Source organism: Haloplanus sp. XH21 (assembly GCF_023276355.1).
Lineage (GTDB): Archaea > Halobacteriota > Halobacteria > Halobacteriales > Haloferacaceae > Haloplanus > Haloplanus halobius.
Genome location: NZ_JALLPL010000002.1, coordinates 275,532 through 298,230 on the forward strand (window position 1 = coordinate 275,532; position 22,699 = coordinate 298,230).

Genomic DNA, 22,699 nt, shown 5'->3' on the forward strand with positions numbered 1-22,699 from the left:
GTCACCGTCAGACAGTCCAAGATATGGCATATTTGTTGAGTTATTTACCTTCCCAATTCACTCCAGTCACGATTTCGCTTCTACCGGTGGCTCAGATCCACATTCGATCGCCGTAAGGTCTCTCGTGCTATCGAGTAGTCGGTGTACCTCGCCATCGCTTTCCCAGACTGTCCCTCTGGCCTCACCAAGGATATACCAGGTATCGACTTCCCACTCGATCTCGAGCCCGTGTTTTTGCCAGACTTTGAGCTCGAACTCCTTGCCGTTGAGATCGGCGACCAGATACCGGCCATCTACACGATCTGACCGCGTCCGTTTCTTCTCTTTCAGCTGAACTGCAATCGAAGACGGAAGCCGACTGTTCCCGGGGATGTCCTCCCAGGTGAGAATGGAATCCCTGTCACCATTCAATACGGGCGATGAATTTGATTCTTCTCTGGTATCGGGAGATAGATCGGACTCAGTCGTCTCATTCGTCGACTCTTCTTTCGCACCAATCAGGGAGGTTACTTCCGTCCACGATCCAAAGAAGTTGGAGTACATTCCCGCAGAGACTCGCCCGTGATGGTTCATCTCCGTCGTTTTCGGTATATGTCCGAGTTCGTCACGAACACGTCGGAGTTCCTCAAGGAGTCGCCCTCGCTTGTCGATTCCTGCAGCTTCCAGCGCTTCATCCCACGAGCCGAATTCTTGGAGACAGTCATACGATTTGTACGCACCGTCAGAATCCATCTCCGACGCGTACGGCACGAGGTTCTCACCGTCATCAAGACGCTGAATCTCGTCGAGGAGTGCCTGCCGGGATGGTCCAGAATCTGGGGTGGGCGTAGTGGCGCTGTCGTCAGGCTGACCGTGGGGTTCATCGGTCGAATCGTGGGCTTGCGATTCCTGTTCGAAATCTTCCCCGCTGGCGAAGTCGGCGGCTTCGCGCGCTGCAGTTATCGTCCCAAACTCGTCGGCATACATTCCGGAGCTGTATCGACTGTGTTCGTCGATCTGAGTGGTCGACGGGACCTCTCCGATTTCAGCAGCAACACGCTCCAGTTCAGTGATAAGCGACTCCCTGCGATCGATACTGGCGGCGCCCAGTGCATCGTTCCACGAACCGAACTCCCGATAATACTCGTGGGTCGAATACGACCCTTGATTGTCCATTTCGGGGGCCTTTGGGGCGGCGCCGAGTTCTTCTGTCAAGGTCTGGAGCTCGTTGATGAGATCGTCCCGGGTGGGTCGTTGATTATCACTTCCCGTGGACTGCTCTGTGGTCGACGGCTCAGTCTCGGTCTCAGTACTCGATTTGCTCTCCGTCCCACTGCTGTCGGCCCCCGACGCAAGAGCCTCCTCAAGTTTCGTATGGAGTTGTTTGGCTTCGACAACCGAGGAACTCGACTCGTGATCTGAGGTAGACAGCACCGCCTCAAGCTTCGACTTCGCCTTCCGGTACTGCTGCTGTGCCCGATCTTCCTCGCCGTTTATCGAGGCTGTCCGCGCATTACTGACGAGTCGCTGAGCCTCTGTGAGCGACTCCTCGAATCGCACCTGCCGGTCAGCTCTCTCAAGACAGGTGTTGGTGAACTCCACACCGGTTTCCGCCCTGGCTGTGTCAAGATCGTACCGCTCGCCCCATTCCACAGCGGATTGGAACTGCCTCTTGGCTGCGTCCAACACGGCCTCAACAGCAGTGAACCCGTTACTGGTCGCGACGACGTCGCAGCATCCGAGGAGCCGCTCGCCTGCGGCACACCGTTCCTCGTACGCAGCGATGCGAACGTATCTCGCAGCATCTTCGAGATCAGTTCCGGTACCGTCGGGGATTGTGAGCGTCTGATTATTCGCCTGGATTCGGATTGTACGATGCTTCCAGAATAGTTGGCCCGCCTGCTGAACGTCGACACTCGTGACGTCCTCGTGGCGGATCTGGATTGCTTGATTCTCAGGATCATCCCCGACGGCGCAAAGCACCCGCGTGGGGGTAATTGCAGTAATCGCCCGATACCCGTTTAGATCTGGCAGCTGCTGGTCGCTGTACTCCGGAGTCTGGCGTTTCGACGCCAGCAGGAAGATTACCTCTTCGCCATTCAGCAGGTAGGTTTGGAGCGATCGCTGGTGCAGATAGCCTGTGGAGAAGAGACCGCCCTCACCCGTGCTCGTCAGGAGGGTTTCGTCGAGGGAGCCTTCTGTGTCAGGGTCGACTTGCAGCCGTCTCGAAATAGCGCTGGGCGGCTCACCGACTCCCAGCACGTCAAACACGCTGGCACTCCCCACCTCGTCATCGCTGCCGGCCTCCTCTTCGATCTCAGGAACCTGTGGATCCGACTCGGCTTCTGTCGATTCGGAACTGCATGGCTCCGGTGAATCAGGGCCTTGAGACGAAGTTGTCTCTTCATGTGATTCGTTGTCTTCTGACGTCGACGATGGTGACTTCTGCTCCGGTGTATCGCTCTCCCCACTTGTGCTCTCATCAGCTGACTCGCCGTCGGTCGGTGTTCCTTCTTGGTTGGTGGTTGCTCCTTCTTGTGACTGCTGACCCGACGACGCTTCCTCAGAGAGCGCGCTTAACGACGCTGTCAATAGCTCATCCAACTCCGTCGGTCGCTCTCGATAGATGGGGAAAAGCCACCAGACGCGCTGGAGGCCTTCGACGGAGAGGGCTTCCGAGTCACGAAGTGTTTCCATCGCAGCTTCCCAGTCATCCTGCGCCACTCGTTCCCCCTCCAGCCATAACTCATCCAGCAGAATTTCTGTCGCTTCGACGGTCAGTTCATCAAGCAACTGTTCCAGATTGACGTTCCCCTGAACGGTCTCTACCTCGAGATCCTCAAGCAGATCTCGGGCCCAGAGTTCGTGTCCCCGCTGTTCGGCGCGTTCCAGCAATTCGGCGTCGACGCCGGCCTCCTCGATGATCGGCTGCACCCCAATCGTCTCCCCCAGCTCCCGCACCCAGTTGAGCTCCTGCACATACTCCTTCGAGTCCAGCCCCGCAATGTAGTTCTCGTCGGGCATGGCGATGAAATGGTGGAAGTGGGGCCGCTGATCGCCGTGTTTGCGGAGGACCCGTCCCATCCGCTGTACGAGCTGAAGCTTCGTTTTGGTCCCCGCGACGTTGATGCCAACTTCCGCATCCGGGACGTCAATCCCCTCGTCCAGCATCTTAGGAGAGACGAGTACGCCATTCTCGCATTTCCCGAACTTGTTGATGTTACGTTGGACCGTCTCGTTGTTCTTCTTGGAGGAGGTCTCAAGCTGGCTGTGTGCCCGATAGACGTGATCGGACACCTCCCCGAGTTGGTCTGCGATTTCGTCAGCCGTGTCGATGTCCATCGCGAAGATGACGAGCTTGACAGGCTGGTCTGGGTCTTCGAGATAGTCCTTCGCCAGTTCGATTGCCTCTTCGATCTTCGGCTGTGATCGGTGGCGGATCCAGGTTCGCGAATGAATCGTCGCCTGGAGGTTCGACCATTCATCGGGTATGTCCTCATCGTCAAAAACCATCGACGCAGCCTCGTGTGCGCGAATGAAGTCCCCGAGGTCTTCGAGTTCGGTAAACGGGACAGGAATCTGTTTGAGAATCCGCTTGGTTGCTGTCGACCGCCGGATGTGCTTGAATTGGTCGGAGATCGACTCTGTTGCCTCATCCCACTCTTCCCGTTCGTAAGGGTCGAGCGGCGTTGGGTGTACAGTCCAGTCGAATTCGGGTATGATTCCGTCGCGACGAGCGTCCTCAACCCCGTACGTGTGGACGACATCACCCAACAGCTCGGTAAGCTGCTCTCGTTTCAGTTCACCGTCGTCGCCGATCGTTGCTGAAAGGCCCATCGCAGCCCGATAGTTTGGTCTGTCGATGGCAGCCCCGTACCCATCTAAATTAGAGTAGTGGTGTACTTCGTCGTAGATGACGAGATCGTACTGGTCGGCGAGATCACGGTCGTATCGTGGCAGGAGGGACTGTGCAGTATAGAACTCCACTTCTCCACTACTAAACGATACGCGGTCTGCCTGTTCACCCGTCTGTCCGGCAGGCATCGGGAGGCCAAGCTTCTCCTGTATCTCCTGCTCCCACTGCTTGAGGATCGCATTCGAATGGGCGACGATCATGATTTTCGCGTCGTCAGTTCGTGGTTCGTGGTCGGGGCCCTCCGGAAGGACGCCGCAGCATTCGGCGATGGCGGCGATTCCAGCCACCGTTTTCCCTGTGGCCGTCGCCATCTCGAGAATTCCGTGTCGGCCGTTGTCCAGCCACTTGTTGAGGCCTTCTTCTTGGTTATCCCAGAGGGAGACCATCAGGACAGGCCGATGCAGGCGGGACATGGCCGCATCTTTACTTATGCTGCCCAGCGAATCGGCTTCGTCAAGGAGGGCTGTCAGGAGTTCTGAATCTGACAGTGCTTCTTGCTGGGCGGCGGTCACGAACAGCTCCAACAGATAGAGACCGCCACCACTCCCAATATGAGAGACGTCTAGCGCACTCGGATCGAAGCCAAGCTGTCGCAGGCGTTTGAGAAGGACCGTTTCTGCGGGCTTCGAAATTACTCCTGATCGTGCCGCCCGTTGCGCTGGAAGATTCTGATTTACGGATACAATGTCCTCCCGGAATCCGTGGAATCGGTCTCGATTTGTTTCGATCGGCTCCGTGTCGGCGAGGCCCTGAATACGGTCAGTAATGAAGTCCGCAAATAGGCCGCTGTAATAGTTCTCTAAGAATGTCCATTCGATCGGATCGACTGGCCCCTCATACCGGGGCATCATGACTTTATTAGCGACCTCATCATCTAATCGGATGAGTTGCTCTATGGACGGTAGATCATCGAGAACGTCGGACTGGTATTCCTCGAAAAAGTCGTAGTCGTAATCAACCAGTCCCCCCATTCGTCTCACCTATTCCCTATCAGTCATATGAATGTTTTCGTGGGACACATGCCCTGTCGTCTCGCAGTACCTCGACCTATCAAGACTTCCATCAGGGGTGGTAATCGTGAGATCCCTTGTTCCGTTCTCACAACCGATTAGGTAGCGACCTAGCATAGGAGCAAGTACAACCAGTACGGAAGTTGGACGATTCCCTCACCGAGATCCTCAATAGGTTGTCTACCTCGAACCGTATCACCAGCGAGGATGAATCCAAGTGGCACGTCGTACGCTTCTTTGAATTCTCGAACGGCTTCGAGTGACTCCTCACGCTCGCGTGACTGATACGCTAGCCCGATCGGGACGGGGGTTCCGTCCACCTCGAAGACGAAATCGACCTCACCCTCTCGCCCACGCCAGTACTGGACGGCTGGCGTCTCGTCATTGCCCTGGATGGCGTTGATCCCGTAGGCGAACCGCATCGTGTGGTCGAACGCCGCGACGCGGGCCAGGTCGGCCTCGCGGTCAAAATCGTTGCGGACGGTCGAGGCGTCGCCGTCGGCGAGCGCGGTCACTAGCCCTGTGTCACGGAGGTAGAGTCGCACCGACCGGGGGCGGCTGTTGTCGTACTCAGTAACGCCGGTTAACAGGTACAGCTCTGCCAGCGCGGGAAGATAGCTATCGGCGATTGTCCGCCGATCGACGTCGAACAGTTCGACGAGTTCCTGATATCGGAACGGCTCAGCTCCCCGGTTCCGGGCGGCGAGTGCACAGAGGCGTTCGAGATCCGCGATCGTTTGAATCGATTCGAAGCCGGGGACCTCCTGGTAGAGGGCGTCGCGAACGTCCTCGCGCAGCTGGGCGTAGTCATCTACCGTCAGGTCTGCTGCCGACTCGGCGGCGCCGTCAAGATCGTAGCTGATGGACCCGCCCATCGCGAGATAGTCGACGACCTGTGACTGGATGCGTCGTTCGACATCTGCAACCTTCTCGTACTTCTGCCGAAGCTCTGCGACGAGTGACTCGATCTCGCCACTCTGGAGAGCCGCTGGCAGGCTGTTCTCCCCGGTTCGCAGAGAGGTGGGGCTCACGCGAGTGCCTTCTTCCTCAAGATCTGGATACAGCGTGAAGAGGTAGTCCCGGAACTTCTCGGGGAGAATGGGCTGGATATCGTAGTCTTCGGCCGGCATCGCGATGCTTTCGAGTTCCCGTTCGACTTGAATGCCGGCGCTGGCGGTCACGACGACGTGTCGTCCCGGGACGTCCTCGAGTAATTCCACGACAGGGACGCCCCATCCGTCGATAGTCGGCTTGTTTGGATGCTCGATCTGATGAACATCGTCGATCAGGATGAAGTGTGGGTGGTCTGCTTCGATGCGGCCGAGAACCCTGCTCTCGTAGTACCGAACTGCGCGTCGCAGCTGTTCGTCCGATTGGAGTTGGTAGAGTGGGTCGGCGTCGAAGGGCAGATAGAGGAATCGTTCCGGATCGTCGCCAGCCTCGATGCGATGGTGAATGAACTGGTGGAGGAGCGTGGTTTTGCCGACCCCCCGCCGTCCAACGAGGCCGAGAAGCGGCTGGTCTTCGAACTGGCTGCCGGACTCGTCGGGACGGGCGAGATGGTAGAAGTCGCTCTTTTGCCGTGCCGGGAGTGAGAATGCTTCTGTCCCGTGTTCCCACCACGGATTATGGTCGTGAAGCGCCCGGACGAGAGCGTCACCAGCGTCGATAGGCATGGGTTTGTTGACTAACCCATGATGTCCTTCGCAATGATTGTTTCGACTCAATACTCGACAGTATAGAGGCGGTTACATACTAATAATCCATCCTCCAGAGTATAGTACCCCACCAAACACGCTACAAAGAACACTGTGATGAGTCTTTGTTCTCTAATATCTGCTCTATCTTGCTCATTGGCGAAGCATTTATCACATCTTAGCGCACACTGATGGGTGTGAAGGTGGAGAAAGACGCATCGTAATGATGGTTATTCCCCCTTCGTTTCCGGGGCGAGCGCACACACTGTCGTCAACCACCCGTTGGCTGTCCGGGGAATGACAGGCCACACAGACACCATGAATACGATGTACGCGGACATAGAGGACGGGAAGCGTCACGATATCGCAGTCGAATTCATCACCCGGCGAGCCATCGACTGCGACGGAGAACACGTCCACCGCTTGCTGGTCGCCGATCAATCGGGGAAGCAGTTCACGGTACTCGCCACGCCTGACAGCGAGGCACTCCTGGGCCTGAAAACCGGGGCAACCCACCGCATCTCGGGGCTGCTGGGCGCTGCCCCTGTCACCTCAGCAGACGACATCAGGGCTGAGTGTCCTGATTGCGGGGGACGGCTTCGACCAGGACAGGTCGTCGATGCAGCTGGAGCAGCCGTCACGCAAGCCGCGTCACAGCTCTCTCTCGACGAACCGTTCGGAATCATCGATGCCAGAGCGACCGTCCGTCGTGTTCGGGATGACCGCTCGCTCGTCGACGACTGGACGCCGATGGACGACGACAGGTCGGTCACCCCACCCGACTACGTCTGTGAGTCCTGTGGGCGCCACGTCGACGCGTACGAACTTCGGGAGACCGCCGAGGCCGATCAGATGCTCGAAAATCAGGTGATGGAGAGCGCATCACCGGCGCCAGCAAGTGCGGACATGGCGAGCCCGGAGACGGTCGGTCTTGCCGCTGGCGGGGCGAAAGACGTGGCCAACTTTCGGGAAAACGTCGCGAACAGGTATACGCCACAGCCGGAGGCGATCAGCGACGAGGGGCTGTTCTACGACTATCACTTCGAGACGGGCACGCGGACCGAATCGGAGGCCCTGTTCGCGCCGCGCTACGCGGCTGCCGTGAGCGACCACCCGATCAGTGGGGAGACCGAACGCTACCTGTCGGTGGGGCTGGATTCGACGCTCTCGGTCGACGAGTTCGAGCGGCCGCGGCTGGATCTCGTCGCCGTCCTCGACGTCTCCGGGTCGATGGACAGCTCCTTCGACGCGTACTACTACGATGAACACGGGCGCAAGCGCGAGGCTGAGGACGATGCGGCGACGAAACTCGAAGCGGCGACCCAGTCGCTGTGCGCGCTTACCGAGCAGCTCCACGCCGAGGACCGCCTGGGCGTCGTCCTCTACAACCACCGCGCCCACGTCGCGAAACCCCTCCGTGATGTCGGAACGACGGACATGCCGGCGATCCGGCGCCACATTCGCGAGATCGCTGCTGGCGGCAGTACGAACCTCGCGGACGGGTTCGAGGCGGCTGTCGACATGTTGGTCGGCGGGACGCCCAATCCTGATGTCGAGCGCCGTGTCGTCTTCATGACCGACATGATGCCGAACACGGGGACGACGGGGGACAGCGAACTCACGCAGTTGTTCGCGGACGCGGCCGCCGAGGGCGTCCACACGACGTTCGTCGGGATGGGGTTGGACGCGAATGCGGAGCTAGCGGACACTCTGTCGGGCATCCGTGGGGCGAACCACTACTTCATCCACTCGGCCGCAGAGTTCGAGCGTCGTCTGGGGGAGGAGTTCGACTACATGGTTACCCCGCTGGTGTACGACCTGAACCTCGACCTTGACGCAGACGGCTACGAGATCGAGGCGGTTCACGGATCGCCGTCCGCGGACGCCGCGACCGACCGCCTGATGCATGTCGGGACGCTGTTTCCCTCCGCCAAGCAGGATGGCGAAGCTCGGGGCGGCGTCGTCCTCGTCCGCCTCGAGCAGACGAGCTCGGACGCCGATCTCGATCTGGTCGCCTCGTGGACGGAACGGGACGGTGGTGAGTACACCGAGCGCGTCACCGTCGACGTTCCCGACGAGTCCAGCACATACGCCCATAAGGGCGTCCGGAAGGCCGTCGCGCTCGCCAGGTACGCTCGCGAACTCCGGACGTGGGCAGCTGACCTCCACGACCGCGCTGACGCCGCGACTGGCGTCGACGACTGGTTGCTCCCCGACCAGCGCGGCCAGCACGAGCGCGAGTCCGTGCCATTGGTCGTTCCTGATCGATATACCGAGCGGTTCGACCAGCTTCGCAGCTACCTCGCAGATGAGATGGCGGCTGTGGATGATGAGTCGAAGCAGCAGGAGGTGGAACTCCTGGAAACACTGTGTCAGCAGGCGCCCGCGACGCCGCGCGAGGTGAGTGACTAATGCTCGTGTTCGCGTTCGACCGAGACTGGACTGTCGACGTGAATCCACATCCCCGCCACGACGCCGTCCCGCTGGAGTGGGTGCGTCATCTCGCACATGAGACGCCGCACGCGGTCTACGCTATCGGGAATCAGACGCTGGCCGAGGAGGCCGCAATTCCGGGTGTCGTCGACATCGTCGGCCGCCACCCCGACGACTGGGATGAGTGGCTCGGCGAGAAACGGCCTGACGGTCGGTACGAGCAGTTCCCGCTCCGGCGCGAGCGGCTATCACTCATCGCGGACCTACACCCGGACGCGGACGGCTACGTCGTTGTCGACGACCTCGATTTGAGTGATGTCGACGGGTGGGAGCATTACCACGCCTGGGAGTTCATTCCCGCGGTCGAACGGGGAGACATCCATCCTGATCTCCCGTGGGTTCGTGACCTAATGACCGACGGTGGACTTCCGTCGTCTGCCGGAATCATGCCGGCGAACGCGTCGATGCTATCGTCGTTTCTCGACGACCACACCGATGCGCCCGGATTCGAACTCACGTACATCGATGATGGGGCCGAACGAACGCAGCTGTGCCACGACGTCTCCCTTCACGCGGTGACACTCGAACGGCCTTCGGCAGCGCCAGCGCTCCAGTGCACGCCGCTCGCCCCCGATAGTGACCAATTCACCGTTCCCGTCGACGCAATCGAGTTGCTCTCCGTGGTCGATCCCCCACCGAATCTCTACACGGCGAGCGCAGAGACGCCTGCCGAGGAGGCAACTGGGCTCCGCCGACTCGCGGATGTGAATCCAGAGGCGGTCTGTATCTCATCGATCCTCGCGCTTCTGGATCGCGAAGACGTTGATCTGTTCCGAGAGAAGGACGCAGTCCAGGCACTCCGTCGGGTGGCGGTGGTGCGCCCAGAGGACTGTACGCCGGCGATTCCAATCCTTCGGTCACTATTGGCACGTGACGAGCTACCCGCTCGGGCCGACGTGCTAGCCACTCTCCGCGCCATTGGTGATGCCGATCCGGGGGCGATCGCTCCACTCGCCGACGAACTCGTACCGCATCTGCAGTCGAACATTGTCTCCGTCAGGCGTGAAGCGACCAGATGTATCGCCACGATTGCTGAGGAAGACCCCGAGGATGCTGTGGACGCCGTACCGTCGCTTGCAACGATCATTGAGGACGACGTCGACGGACTCCAGTACGCGGTGTACGCACTCTCGCGGATCACGCGCGAGTATCCGGAGGAAGTCAAACCGGTCGCCGAGACACTTGGAGAAGTCACCCTCCGTGACTCGTTGTCCGACAGCGTTCGGTTGAACGCGACCGCTGGGCTTGGACGGATCGTGGGCGAGTACCCGAGCATCGCCGTCGATATCGTCGACGACGTCGCGACCCTGTTCGACGCCGATAACCCCAAGCTCCGGAACAACGCAATCGGACTAATCGGCGACGTGGCGATTGTTCACACCGACGTGGTCGAGCCGTACACCGAGGAGATCACCGCATTACTGACGGTTGAGGACACCTACACGCGAATCAATGCGAGCGGTGCTCTCAGCCGCGTAGCCGAGGACTTCCCGGAGTCGGTCGAACACGTCACGCCGACGTTCGTGGAGCTGCTGTCGGACGAGAATCCGCTCGTCCGTGAGAACGCTTGCTGGGCGCTGGGGTACCTCTGTGCTCGAGACGCGACCTCGGCCCTGAAAGACCGAGTACGCGATGATGACAACGCCGATGTCCGCACGAGGGCATCGTGGGCGCTCGCCCGGATCAACGAATGAGACTTGTCTCAGCGTTTCGCTTGCTGACTCGGTTCGGAGAGTTCGCGAGTGCAGAATTATACGAGAGGGAGGACATCGTAATTCCATGACAATTGAACGTAACGCAGAGGGGTGTCTCCTCGGGCTGGCCTGTGGTGACGCACTAGGTCGACCGGTCGAATTCAAGAGCGCCGAGGAGATCGCATCCCAGCACGGCGAAGTAACGGAGATGCTCGGTCACGGCACGCACGGCCAGCCCCCGGGGACGATCACTGACGACGCGTAACTTCACCGTGAGAACGGCTCTCCATCGACGACGGGAATCGACGCCCCGTCGCGTGCGACGATCGTCGTTGACCATCGGGATCGACGACTCCGTTGGAGGACCGGGATGAGTGACGAAGGGACCGATCAAGAAGGTCAGATCCATGAGCCGGACCGCGCCGCCTCAGGCGTGCCGGTCACCGGCTGGGCGATCGGCGACCGCTTCTCGACGAACGAGATCTTCCAGCGACTCCTTGCAAGCGCCGACGAGGAGGTCGCCACCGGTACGACGGAACTGCTCTTCAGTGGGATCGCTGCGGGCTTCGCGATCGTGTTGACGTTCGTCGGCCACGCGGTGGGCAGTGCAGTCTTCCCGAACAACGGGTTCTTGGCCGCGATTCTTTATCCGCTCGGGTTCGTCTACATCATCGTCGGTCGCTATCAGCTCTATACCGAGAACACCCTTCCTCCAGTAGCGCTTGTGTTGACCAGATTGGCCAGCCTCCCGTTGCTGTTGCGCGTCTGGGGGATCGTGCTGTTCGCGAACGTCGTCGGGGCGGGCCTCGGAGCGTTCATTCTCGCCAATAGCCACGTCCTCTCGACGGCAGCGATGCACGCCGGCGCGGAGTTCACCAGGAGTGGGCTCGAACACGCGTGGTGGGACGTGTTCTTGAAAGCTCTGTTCGCGGGCTGGCTCGTCGCCGGGGTAGTGTGGCTCGGTACTGCTGCGCAGGACACGATCGCCCGCCTGTTGCTCATCTACAGTGTCTTCTACATGATCGCTGCAGCGGAACTCTATCACGTCGTCACGGCGGCGGCGGACGCGCTCTTTTTCGTGTTTCTCGACGTCCCCAGCCCTGGGTTGCTCGTTGTTTTCTACGATTTCTGGCTACCGGTGTTGCTTGGGAACACCGTCGGCGGCGTGTTCTTAGTCGCGCTCGTGAACTACGGTCAGACCGAACAACGGCGCTTCCCGGAGGTCCGCGAGCTCTCCGCGCGCGAGGTGCTCTTCAGCTGGAAGGGCGGCCGATCGCACACCACGCCCCGCCCGTACGTCGAGGAGAACGAGCCCGGAACCGACTGATCGACGACCCGTCGCTCCGCCCTCAACGAACTCGTCGTCTTGGAAACCCCGCAGAGCGAGATTTCCGGTGGGGCCTTGTGGTATTCCTGTAACTGTTTCGGTTTTTGGAGAAATAAGTTACTGAGACCTGTCTCTTCCTGTTTTAGCCGGTAGATTTTGGCTTCGACTTCGAATCAGAATCAACGGCCGATAGCGTGGTGTGTCTCTTCGAAAGCCCATAGACGACACTGGCGCGGACGGCCAACAGGAGCACGAGCGCAACGAGGACAAGTTGGCCGACACCGAGGATTTGCTCGGAGGACACCTGGAGCCCGATGGCGATGAACAACACCGTGTTGAGCAGGAAGACGATCCATAGCTTCCTTCGTCAGTGGCTGGCGAAGTTCAGGGGCGTCTCGAAGCACCACCACCAGAAATACCTCGGATTCCTCGGACTGAAACTCAACTCACCGGACGACTGGTTCGAGAAACTGCTATGTTGCAATGTATCGGGATGAGCGTCTAGCATAAATGTTTATGTGAGTTGCACACACACGTACGGACTGGGTATGACCGACGCAAACGTCGCCCTCCTCGTTCGACTCCAAGCACAGTCCGGCAAAGAATCCGATGTCGAGGAATTCCTCCGTTCGGCACTGCCGATAGCCGAGGAAGAACCGGACACCACCACGTGGTTCGCGCTCCGCATGGACGATTCGACGTTCGGCATCTTCGACACCTTTCCGGATGAATCCGGTCGGGAAGCGCATCTCTCGGGCGAAATCGCTGCTGCCTTGGAGGAAAACGCGGACGAGCTGTTCGCAGAACCGCCGGAGATAGAAGAAATCGACGTACTGGAGGCCAAACTCCCCTAACATCTGAAATTGGACAGACAGAAGCAGCAAAGACGAATCTCACATCTCGTTCACGAACGCCGGACGTTGCGATGGACCCTTTCGTGCTACCGCGCCGTTAGTGGCGACCCTCCTCGAACTCCTCGATGATTTTATCACAGAAGGCATCCAAGTCGTCGGGCTTGCGGCTGGTCACCAGTCCCTCGTCGACGACGACTTCCTCGTTAACCCACTCGCCGCCCGCGTTGCGGATGTCGGTCTGTAAACTGGGGAAGGAAGTCAGCGTCCGACCCTCGACCACGTCGGCCTCGACCAGCATCCACGGGCCGTGGCAGATGACTCCTGCGGGCTTTCCTGCCTCGATGAACTCCCTGACGAGATCCACTGCGTCGCCGTCTGCGCGGAGTTGGTCCGCTCCGACGGAGCCACCCGGAACGACGAGCGCATCGTAATCTTCGGGGGAGACCTCGGAGAAGGTTTTCTCCACCTCGAACGTGTCACCCGGGTCGAGGTCGTTGTTGACGGTTTGGACCTCGCCGGTTTCGGCACCGACGACATCGGTGCTCGCCCCGGCGTCCTCGACGGCTCCCTTCGGTTCGGTGAACTCGACTTCCTCGGTGCCTCTCTGTGCGAGGAAGACAGCGACGTTCGTATCGGTGAGTGATTCTGCCATGGTGTTTTGCCTCCGTCCCTAATGACTCCCGCGTTTCAGATAAAACGAGGGGCTGCCCTCGCAAAGACGTGGTCCACCTGTTCCCGAATTTCCCTCGTCGGTTCGAGTCGGATGCACCAAGAACAGTGGCTCGCGGCGCTCGAAACCATTGACGACCACCTCCCGGTCCCGAACAGTTTTCCACAGGATGAGGAAAATCAGGACCACAACTACGAGTTCATGTGTACCTTCGATGGCGAACACGAAAACCCCGGAGAGCGCTGGACGCAGGGCGAATCCATCGATCGCGCGCGCTCGGCACGACCGGCGAGGGCGCAGCGGTGTTTCTCGCGATTACGGGTGCGGTCGCGGCGAGCTTCGGGTTTGCACTGCCGGTTGCGACGCCCCCGAACGCCATTGCGTTCGGCACCGGCACAGTCGGCCGCGAACATATGCTCCGCGCTGGCTGGCGGCTTGACGTGGTGATGGTTATGCTTGTAACCGCTGCGATGCTCGTGACGTTCCGGGTTGCGTGGCCGCTCGTGTTCTGACCGTCAGAGCGCGGTCCAGCCACCATCCACCGGGATGTTCGCGCCAGGAATGTAGGACGCTTCTTCGGACGCGAGAAATGCCACGATGCCGCTGATCTTGTCGGGCTCAGCGACGCGACCCATTGGCGTCTGCCCGCGAACGAACTCGTAGAACTGCTCCTCATCGAGGTAGTCGCTGGTCATCGACGTCTCGACGAATCCAGGACAAACACTGTTGACGCGAATACCCTTGCCCGCCTAGTCCACGGCGAGCTCACGTGTGAAGTTCACGATGCCACCCTTCGCGGAATCGATTCAGCAGTCTCCTCTCGTGCACTGGCAGGGTCGCAACACGGCCGGATAACCTCGCTCGTCTCCGAGTGGGCACGTGATATAGCTCGTTTCACCCGGCGACCTGGGCGATCGCAGCTGCCTCGCGGTAGCACGCGATTGCCAGCAGCAGGGATACGTTTAGCAGCGAATACTCGCCACGGGGCCACAGGGAGTAGGGACTGTCAGAGTAGTATGACTTGTACGAGCGAGAGTGCTACCAAGGGAACGTGGAACGCGGCGTGGGCTACCATCGCCGCTTCGAGGCTCCGCTGCCAGTACAGCCACCCGAAGAGAACGCCTGCGATCGCGTTCAAGAGAATCGTCCGGGCGGCGAGTGCCGGGGTTAAGTCCACGGACCGAGCGAGCGCCGGGAGATGGCCGATCCCGAACAGTACTGCAGAAATAACGACTGCGACCCACATAACCTTCGATCCGGGACCGTCCGATTGGCGACCGGTGAGGAACCAGCCGATAAATGCGATCGCCGACATGAGTCCGTACCGGAGCAGCAGCTCCTCCGTGATGCCACCGTAGAGGAAGCGGACCGGGGCGTATGCGACGACGTTCTCCATAGTCGCGTCGGTCGCCCCGAGTGCGGACTGGGGCAAGTCCTGAGCGACGAACGGTGCTAGCGCGACATCGAGAAGCAGAATCAGTAGGCCCCCGATGACGCCGAGGCTGACAGCGAATCGAACCTCGGATCGGAGGCGTCGCCAGACATCGTCGCCCGTCTCTGCCCAGTCCAATAGGTACGACCGCAGCTCTACTCGCGGCGCGGTATACGTTCCGATCAGACATGCGACGGCGAGGAGGAGAAGTGAGTTGACTCCGGCAGACACAGCGAGGAGTGGAAGCGATAGTCCGGCCGGAATGGCTGTCGGCGGCGTCGTGAGATAGATGTATCCGCTGAGAACGAAGATTCCAGGTACGCCGGCTAATAACGTCACTCCGAACCGCTTTGGGAAGGTAGCGCGCTCGGTTCGAGACATACGACGGTGATTCTCAGTGCAACGAGAAAAGTGGTGTCGCTGTCGTCGCTTCCGCCGTTAGCATCGAGAATAGTTACCGCGACGGACCGTCGTATCGCCCCATTCCAGCGTGGAGATCGCCCTCGAGCTGTGTCCATCCCTGGCGGCCGTCCGCGTAGATTACGGGGGGAGTCGTCGCTTCGAACATGTTGAAGCTGTTCGAGAGCCAGAACCCCCACTCGTTCCAGGCTTCGAATCGGATTTCGTCGATGGTAACGATTGCGTCGGTTGGCGTGTCATACATAACTGCGGCGATGGTCGTGAACTCCCAGCACGTGTCCGAATCATCCCACACGTACTCACACTCGGTTGAAGAGACGTTTCCGAGCGGCGCGAGGAACGACGCGTTCCCGATCGGATACCGCGTTTCGATGTCGTGGTCGACTGACTGTTGCCACGCGATCGAGTACCGAGTTGGGTCGGGAGAGAGTTCTTTGTTAGTCATGTTCGTGGGAATCTCGTCGGGGCCGATCTGTTCCCGGTCGATCACCGAGCCGTTCGGTGCGTACGTCCAGAGGATGTAGCGGTCTTCCCCGACGAGGCGATCGACCTGAAGCCGAAGCATCGAACCGTGGGCTGTCTGGGCGATGGCCGCATCCCAGTCCGTCAGCTCCGTGCCGTTGTCGTCGTAAATCCATAGGTCCGATGCGGCGTCAGCGTCTACGTCCGCGCCGGCGGGAAACGGGAGATAGAACGTGGCGTTCTCGATAGTCGTATTTGTGCTGATCGACGTTGTATAGGAGTACGTCGACGTGTGGGAGTACGCGAAATCTGGTGGGAAGAAGAGAAAGCCAACGGCTGCGACCGGCACGAGAACGACGAGGAGAGCGGCCCCGATAATGAGAAGTTGCTTTGAGGAAATCATACAAAGAGTACGCCCATATCAAATATAATACCATTGTGTGTCTGGATAGCACTCGGCAGCAACTGAATGGTCGCTCTGGCACGACAGGGGCTTGATTGCGGACGTTTTCTTTATCGTGGCCAGATAGGACTCACCGTCGGTACCCGCGTTTTTCAAACGCGGTAATCACTCTCAGCTTCCAGTGGGAGACCGGCATCCTGTGGGGTCGGCGGGTCGCGATCGGCGAGGCGATCCCCACCGTAGACGACGATGAGAAGGATCGCGATCAGCACGAGTGGGACTGCCCCAGTGACTTCGGCGAGCAGGTTCAGCCAGGGGTCAGGAACCCCGTTCGGGATGAGTGCCTCTGGATCGGCGGGGTGGAAGATTCCCATCGCATTGACGCCGGCGTGGAATACCGCGACGGCGAGGACGCTCCCGCCAGTGCTGTTGTACATCCACGTCCAGAGGACCGAGCCCGCAAGGATGGAGACTATCCAGAGGAGTTGCTGGGAGAGCGGCCACCCGCCGTGGGTGGTCGTCGCGTTCAGGAACAGCGGGAGGTGCCAAGTGGCCCACGTGACGCCCACGATGGCACTTGAGGTCAGCGCGCTGTAAGAGTCCTGCAGGATAGGCAGCATGAAGCCACGCCAGCCGAGATCCTCTTGGCCCCCACCCCACACTGTTCCCCACGCCATTGCGAATAGATAGATGAATGGTGACTCGGACTCGGTCAGGTCGATCGGACCTCCGGCTACAACGAACAGCAGGACGCCAAGTGAGAGGATAATCACCGGAAGTCCGAACGCGAGCGCCCACCATTTCGCACCGATCCGCCATTTGAACATCTGGCTGACCCAGGTTCGGAGACTGCCACCGGAGGCCCAGATGACGACCGCCGCGCCGATCGGCGGACCGAACCCGCCGAAACCGATCAGGATCGAGTGCGTCCACGAGGCTTCCATACCCGAATACGCGAGCGCCCCTTGGATCGTCCAGGTGAACGCATACGCGATTGCAACGAAGCTCAGGAGGCGATGCTGATCGACCCACGTGCGGATACTGAACATACCTCCGACTGGGGCCCACATCGTAATTAACGGTACTCCCAGTTATCGGATTTTTCGGCACTACACTCTTTTCGACTCCTCCCGAACCCTATCGTATGCCGGATAACGTTCTCGTCGCCTTGGACGGCTCCCCGCTTGCTGGGCGTGCACTCAGGTACGCACTCGAGACCTTCCCGGACGCCACACTCACCACGATTTACGTCATCGACCCGGTCGACTCGGTGATCGACGTGGAGGCTGGTGGCTTGCCAGTCGCGGAGGACTGGTACGATACCGCCCAAGAACGCGCGAGCGAGATTCACACGACTGCGACGGAGCTCGCGGCGGAACACGATATTGTGCTCGATACTGTCACTGAAGTTGGGAAACCAGCGCGTGAGATTCTCGACTACGCTGCCGACAACGGCATCGACCAGATCGTTATGGGTAGCCACGGTCGGTCAGGCCTAGACCGGACGTTCCTCGGAAGTGTCGCCGAGACAGTCACTCGCCGAGCACAGATTCCGGTAACCATCCTTGGGTGAAATCCTTGACTCGTGTGCCGAGATTAGGATTGGATAAATGCTCTTGGGCCCACCTCAAACGTGAAATCAAACCAAATCATAGGTGTCGAGAACGTGGCTGTTACTGAATCATCACCTCTCTCGACGTGTACTATCCATATTGAACGACGAGGTGGTCGTGGCGACGCGGGAGCACGGGCACTTGAACGACATCTTAGGCGTCTCTCCGGCGTCCACGATGTCGACGTCTCGTTTCGAACAGGGGACGTCTGGATCACCTACGACGGGAACGTCACCTCAGAAGAAACGATTCGAGATGCTGTCCGCGACCGCCGCGTGTCGATTCAGGACGAATCTGAGACAGCAACGGATGCCGTGAGTACCCGCTCGGAACTCAGGCAGGAGGTCTTGTTCGTCGGCTTGACCCTCTTCGGGATGGCGGTCGGCCTAATCACGGGGTGGCTCGAAGGACCACCGCTTCTCATGTGGGCTGGGTACGGCGTCGCATACGTCTTCGGCGGGTGGTATGGGCTCAAAGGCGCGGTCGAGACGCTCTCCCACCGTGCGGTCGACATCGACCTCTTGATGATCGTCGCTGCCCTCGGTGCCCTCTCGATTGGCGCCCCGTTCGAGGGCGCGATGCTGCTGTTCCTGTTTTCGCTATCGAATACGCTCCAGCACTACGCAATCGGCCGCTCGCGCCGGGCGATCAAATCACTCGTCGAGATGCGACCGGACGAGGCACAGGTCCTCCGTGACGGTGAGGAGGTCACTGTGGCAATCGACGAGGTTGCCGTGGGCGACGTGTTTGTCGTCCGGCCCGGCGACAGGATTCCGCTCGACGGCGTCGTTGCATCTGGCGAGGGGACGGTCGATCAGGCGTCGCTCACCGGCGAATCAGTGCCCGTGCCGAAAGACACCGGCGATGAGGTGTTCGGCGGGACGATCAATGAGAGCGGCAGCCTAGAGATCGAGGTCACGCGACAGGCCCACGAGTCGGCGATCAGCCGCCTCATCACCATGGTTGAAGAGGCCCAGAGCGAGAAGGCGCCGACACAGCGGCTCATCGACCGCCTCGAACAGCCGTATGTCCTCGGCGTGTTCGCACTCACGATCGCAGCGATCGCTATCCCGCTGGCATTCGGAAGTGCGTTCACCAGCACGTTCTACCGTGCGATGACGCTCATGGTCGCTGCCTCCCCGTGTGCAGTCATCATCTCCACGCCGGCAGCCGTTCTGTCAGCAATCGCTTCTGGTGGCAGGCAGGGTGTTTTGTTCAAGGGCGGCGAACACGTCGAAGCGGCAGCGAACATCGATGCGGTCGCGTTCGACAAGACGGGTACACTCACGCAGGGAGATACGCAGTTGACGGATGTATTCGTCCGGGACGGCCTCGAAGACGAGTCACTGACGCCGGACGAACTACTTTCACTCGCGGCCGCCGTACAGGGCCGCTCGGAGCACCACTTGGCTCGTGCGACTGTAACGGAAGCCGAAGACCGCGCACTCGACGTTCCCGACGCGCGACGATTTCAGTCGGAGGCCGGGAAAGGCGTCTGCGCCGACGTCGACGACGGGACCATCCACATCGGGAATCGGAGTTACGTTGAGACAGTGCTCGAAGACGCCGTGATTGAGGGACTCGATTCCGGCCTCGACAGGCTTCGGGCCTTGGAGGCGGGGGGGGGAAGACCAGCGTCCTCGTCGCCCGTGAGCACGGCGACGGTGTCACGGTACTGGGATGGCTGGCGTTCACCGACACCGTCCGCCCCGATGCTGCCGAGATGATCGATGAACTCCGTTCGTTGGGCGTGGAGCACATCGTAATGTTGACTGGCGACAACGAACGCGTCGCGCAACGGATCGCCGATGAGGTCGGTATCGACGAAGTCCAAGCCGAACTGTTACCTGAGGAGAAAGTGGCAACTATCGAGGCTCTGGTTGAGCGATACGAGAACGTGGCGATGGTCGGCGACGGCGTCAACGACGCCCCGGCGCTGGCGACCGCGACGCTCGGTATCGCGATGGGCGGCGCTGGGACTGACGTTGCCCTGGAGACGGCTGACGTCGTCCTGATGGGCGACGATATCGGGAAGATTCCCTACGTGCTCGGACTCGGTCGCCGGACGCGCCGGACGCTGACAGTCAACCTCGCAATCGCGTTTGGTGCGATTGTGTTGATGGTTGGCACGATTCTGTTACGTGGTATCCCCTTACCACTTGCTGTGGTCGGCCACGAGGGATCGACGGTCCTCGTGTCCCTGAATGGTCTCCGGTTACTCGGATTCCGCGAATAACCGCTCGCTGAAAGCTGCGAATGGACCGATGAGGCCGATCAGCAACAACTAGTGTCGTCGAGATTCCACTCGCACGCATTACCGGTAGTGAGGTTTTTCTCGTCGATACATGCGGAGAGACAGGCGTAGTTACAGAAATACGTGGGTGAGCCACACTCGTAATCGCAATTGCGGACGCAGATTGGATCGTGGTCGAAGATCCGGGATTCGCAGTATGCGCATGTCTGGTCTGTATCCTGATGTCGCAAAACAAGGATGTCGTGACGATGCCGAATAGCGCAATCAAGTACGCTGCGTTGCTCGAGATGACGTCGTAGGTCGAACAGTACAGCCAACAAACGAACGTGTAGGCCGGAGCGTTCTAGGTCGGTGACTGGAGCTTCGGCCAGAAGAACCGGCAGTACGTGGTCCAGCCCAACATCGAGACTGTAGGCAGCCCAACGAGCCACACCACTGCCCTTCGGTCCAAGTCACCGTATCGTCGGTATCCACGATGAAGAGTGCGGGAAAGCAGAAGACCCACAACCAGATGCCGAGAGTGTAGGTCACCGGCCAGTGTTCGATCCGGGGCTATGCAATTGGCAGCCGTATTGAGTCGGGCAGCGTCGCCCACGGAAACGAGGGATCGGGACCTGGATTCGTGAGGAACGCGACCAGACAGAGTCCCGTCCCGACGAGGAGTTCGTATACTTCCAGCGTCGTGTATCGGTCGAACCACGCTGGAAGTTGCGGACGGGTAGACCGTTGACGGTGGTCGGGGAAGCCGGTCCTTCTTCAGCTTTGACGGCTCCTGATCAGGTATCTCGTTCGAGTGCGTCGCGTCGCTGTTCGTATTCCTCGTCGGTCAAGTCCCCGCGAGCGTAGGCAAGCCGAAGCTCTTCGAGTGCTTGGTCTGAGTCACTCGCATCTCCCGTGACCGCGCGATAGATGAGGTACCCACCAACAACGAGGGCAGCGAGGAACAGCAGTTGCATCACGATACCGATGACGAACATCCAGCCTGGCATCGTCCCGCCGCCCCACATGTGACCACCCCACATCCCGCCCATCATCGGACCGAACCCCATCATCCCAAATCCCATGAAGAACAGCGGGAAGATGACGAACGCGCCGATGATTACGAGGAGGAGCGTAACAAGTCGCGTCTCGTCTGTTTTTGTAGGCATATTGTATTCCTCCGTGAGTTTGGGTTCTCAGATTATACTACGCACTAACTATTCAATGCAGTTGTGGCTTTGACCTGCGTGTTCCATCCACCGCTATTCTTTTGAATTCCCACTTACCACGGCTCTAACCCGAACTATCTGAAGGGAAACTGCAAAAGATGATCCCCACGATGATACATCTATGCAGGTAACGATGGTCGAGGCATCTTCGAAGCTCTTCGAATCGGTGTCGGCTTCCTCTGGACAGCGGCGTGAGCAATCATCATGGGCCTCACCATCACGAGCTTCGTCCAGGTCTATGTCTCCAGGAGCGAATGGCGCAAGTCCTAGGCAGCGGTGATCTGAGCGGCCTCACGAAGGCGACTGCGTTCGGCGCGGCCAGTAGTGGCTGCAGTTTCGGCGCCGTCGCCATCGCCGTCGTCAGCTTCGCCGGCATCATCGCGTTCGTCTACGCCGACCTCATCACGATTCCCGTGCTGAACGTCTACCGGAAATACTACGGCTGGAAGGTTATGCTGTACATCCTCGGCGTCTTCTTCGTCACGATGGCGTTCACCGGCTTCCTCATGGAGTTGCTGTTCGACACCCTCGGTATCGTCCACCGGAGGACGGTTTCGATATGGCTGAGGATGAACCTTCGTATCCAAAGTTTTCCTATGGAGTCTCAGTATGATTGACGGAGAGAACTCTGCTAAAGAGAGGGGGCCGTATGTATCCTGTATGACGACGACCATCACCGTGGAAGGAGTGTCGTGCGGTCACTGTGAGCAAACAGTTGAAGAGGCGCTCCAGGCGGTTACCGGCGTGGCTGACGTGACCGTCGACAAGGAGACCGAACAGGCGAGCATCGATGGTGAGGCGGAGGTCACGACCCTCGTGGAGGCCGTCGAAGAGCAGGGTACACTGTCCACGCCTGAGTCTCGCGATTTGCGGATAGTACGGACCGCTTGGAGATGACGGCCTACAGTTGTCTTTGGAGTTTGCCTACGATGGTCCTGCTGTACGGTTTCAGGGGGCGAAGATTCAGGAAGCCAGCGAATCGACCTCTAAAGAGCATATGACCCATGGACGACCACAAAGATACAACTGAGAATTCCCCCGGAGGAGAAGACCGGCAGGACACCAGCAGTCACCAGCATGGACACGACGAGCACGATAAAGCGGTCGCCGAATCTGACGAGCAACGGGTAAAACAGGAGCTACTGGATGACGAGGCTCACCCTGCTGTGGCGAGTGAGACGGCAGTCCACGAGAAGCACGAACACACCGAACACGAGGGCGAAGGACACGGTCACGGTTCCCACGATGGACACGGAGATGGTCATGG

General features: G+C 59.6%; 17 protein-coding genes and 5 pseudogenes. 12 read left to right on the plus strand and 10 right to left on the minus strand.

Annotated elements, in window-relative coordinates; all coding sequences use genetic code 11:
- Positions 1-66: 66 nt before the first annotated feature.
- Together MXB53_RS14800 and MXB53_RS14805 are read right to left on the minus strand one after the other, a co-directional pair.
- A complete protein-coding gene (locus tag MXB53_RS14800) occupies positions 67-4,866 on the minus strand; it encodes a homing endonuclease associated repeat-containing protein (RefSeq protein ID WP_248898337.1) in 4,800 nt (1,599 codons plus the stop codon).
- 149 nt (positions 4,867-5,015) lie between these two features.
- Positions 5,016-6,581, minus strand: coding sequence for an ATP-binding protein (locus MXB53_RS14805; protein ID WP_248898338.1), 1,566 nt, complete (start codon positions 6,579-6,581; stop codon positions 5,016-5,018).
- A gap of 318 nt (positions 6,582-6,899) precedes the next feature.
- Here MXB53_RS14805 and MXB53_RS14810 point away from each other — a divergent pair, with 318 nt between their 5' ends.
- The 6 genes and pseudogenes from MXB53_RS14810 (at position 6,900) to MXB53_RS14835 (ending at position 12,970) form a co-directional block, all read left to right on the plus strand.
- Positions 6,900-9,014 (plus strand): vWA domain-containing protein, encoded by a 2,115-nt coding sequence (locus MXB53_RS14810; RefSeq protein WP_248898339.1) that lies wholly within the window; start codon positions 6,900-6,902, stop codon positions 9,012-9,014.
- The gene (locus MXB53_RS14815) at positions 9,014-10,789 is read left to right on the plus strand and encodes a HEAT repeat domain-containing protein (protein WP_248898340.1); all 1,776 of its coding nucleotides are present in this window, start codon (positions 9,014-9,016) and stop codon (positions 10,787-10,789) included. Before MXB53_RS14810 ends, MXB53_RS14815 begins: the two co-directional genes overlap by 1 nt.
- Before the next feature lie 85 nt (positions 10,790-10,874).
- Positions 10,875-11,048 (plus strand): annotated as a pseudogene (locus MXB53_RS14820) (ADP-ribosylglycohydrolase family protein); the annotation flags it as partial.
- Positions 11,049-11,159: 111 nt separating this feature from the next.
- A complete protein-coding gene (locus MXB53_RS14825; RefSeq protein WP_008415516.1) occupies positions 11,160-12,116 on the plus strand; it encodes a formate/nitrite transporter family protein in 957 nt (318 codons plus the stop codon).
- A gap of 353 nt (positions 12,117-12,469) precedes the next feature.
- Positions 12,470-12,613 (plus strand): annotated as a pseudogene (locus MXB53_RS14830) (IS1595 family transposase); the annotation flags it as partial.
- A gap of 51 nt (positions 12,614-12,664) precedes the next feature.
- Positions 12,665-12,970 (plus strand): putative quinol monooxygenase, encoded by a 306-nt coding sequence (locus MXB53_RS14835; RefSeq protein WP_248898341.1) that lies wholly within the window; start codon positions 12,665-12,667, stop codon positions 12,968-12,970.
- A 97-nt stretch (positions 12,971-13,067) separates the two neighbouring features.
- Here the strand turns inward: MXB53_RS14835 and MXB53_RS14840 are convergent, their stop codons facing one another.
- Positions 13,068-13,622, minus strand: a complete 555-nt coding sequence (locus tag MXB53_RS14840) for a type 1 glutamine amidotransferase domain-containing protein (protein ID WP_008415513.1) — start codon at positions 13,620-13,622, stop codon at positions 13,068-13,070.
- Between the two features lie 111 nt (positions 13,623-13,733).
- On the opposite strand from MXB53_RS14840, the pseudogene MXB53_RS14845 reads away from it, so the two are divergent.
- Both MXB53_RS14845 and MXB53_RS14850 read left to right on the plus strand, forming a co-directional pair.
- Positions 13,734-13,892, plus strand: a pseudogene (locus tag MXB53_RS14845) (manganese catalase family protein); the annotation flags it as partial.
- A gap of 50 nt (positions 13,893-13,942) precedes the next feature.
- Positions 13,943-14,152 (plus strand): anion permease, encoded by a 210-nt coding sequence (locus MXB53_RS14850; RefSeq protein WP_248898342.1) that lies wholly within the window; start codon positions 13,943-13,945, stop codon positions 14,150-14,152.
- Between the two features lie 3 nt (positions 14,153-14,155).
- On the opposite strand, the gene MXB53_RS14855 is transcribed toward MXB53_RS14850, so the two are convergent.
- From MXB53_RS14855 to MXB53_RS14870, 4 genes are all read right to left on the minus strand, one after another.
- A complete protein-coding gene (locus MXB53_RS14855; RefSeq protein ID WP_345779743.1) occupies positions 14,156-14,377 on the minus strand; it encodes an SDR family NAD(P)-dependent oxidoreductase in 222 nt (73 codons plus the stop codon).
- A 269-nt stretch (positions 14,378-14,646) separates the two neighbouring features.
- Positions 14,647-15,453 (minus strand): CPBP family intramembrane glutamic endopeptidase, encoded by an 807-nt coding sequence (locus tag MXB53_RS14860; protein WP_248898344.1) that lies wholly within the window; start codon positions 15,451-15,453, stop codon positions 14,647-14,649.
- A gap of 73 nt (positions 15,454-15,526) precedes the next feature.
- Positions 15,527-16,357 carry a hypothetical protein gene (locus tag MXB53_RS14865; protein WP_248898345.1) on the minus strand — a complete coding sequence of 277 codons (831 nt, stop codon included), beginning with the start codon at positions 16,355-16,357 and terminating at the stop codon, positions 15,527-15,529.
- Positions 16,358-16,509: 152 nt separating this feature from the next.
- Positions 16,510-17,406: a CPBP family intramembrane glutamic endopeptidase gene (locus tag MXB53_RS14870; protein ID WP_248898346.1), complete on the minus strand. Its 897-nt coding sequence runs from the start codon at positions 17,404-17,406 to the stop codon at positions 16,510-16,512.
- Positions 17,407-17,501: 95 nt separating this feature from the next.
- On the opposite strand from MXB53_RS14870, the gene MXB53_RS14875 reads away from it, so the two are divergent.
- A complete protein-coding gene (locus tag MXB53_RS14875) occupies positions 17,502-17,930 on the plus strand; it encodes a universal stress protein (protein WP_248898347.1) in 429 nt (142 codons plus the stop codon).
- A 93-nt stretch (positions 17,931-18,023) separates the two neighbouring features.
- Positions 18,024-20,206, plus strand: a pseudogene (locus MXB53_RS15890) (heavy metal translocating P-type ATPase).
- A 38-nt stretch (positions 20,207-20,244) separates the two neighbouring features.
- Here the strand turns inward: MXB53_RS15890 and MXB53_RS14885 are convergent.
- Positions 20,245-20,463, minus strand: a complete 219-nt coding sequence (locus MXB53_RS14885; RefSeq protein ID WP_248898370.1) for a hypothetical protein — start codon at positions 20,461-20,463, stop codon at positions 20,245-20,247.
- Between the two features lie 537 nt (positions 20,464-21,000).
- On the minus strand, positions 21,001-21,372 hold the full coding sequence (locus MXB53_RS14890) for an SHOCT domain-containing protein (RefSeq protein ID WP_248898348.1): 372 nt from the start codon (positions 21,370-21,372) through the stop codon (positions 21,001-21,003).
- 419 nt (positions 21,373-21,791) lie between these two features.
- Here MXB53_RS14890 and MXB53_RS16005 point away from each other — a divergent pair.
- A pseudogene (locus MXB53_RS16005) lies at positions 21,792-21,971 on the plus strand (permease); the annotation flags it as partial.
- Positions 21,972-22,041: 70 nt separating this feature from the next.
- Positions 22,042-22,329, plus strand: a complete 288-nt coding sequence (locus MXB53_RS14900; protein WP_345779736.1) for a heavy-metal-associated domain-containing protein — start codon at positions 22,042-22,044, stop codon at positions 22,327-22,329.
- Between the two features lie 242 nt (positions 22,330-22,571).
- On the opposite strand, the gene MXB53_RS15710 is transcribed toward MXB53_RS14900, so the two are convergent.
- On the minus strand, positions 22,572-22,697 hold the full coding sequence (locus MXB53_RS15710) for a hypothetical protein (RefSeq protein ID WP_283102410.1): 126 nt from the start codon (positions 22,695-22,697) through the stop codon (positions 22,572-22,574).
- Between the last annotated feature and the right edge of the window lie 2 nt (positions 22,698-22,699).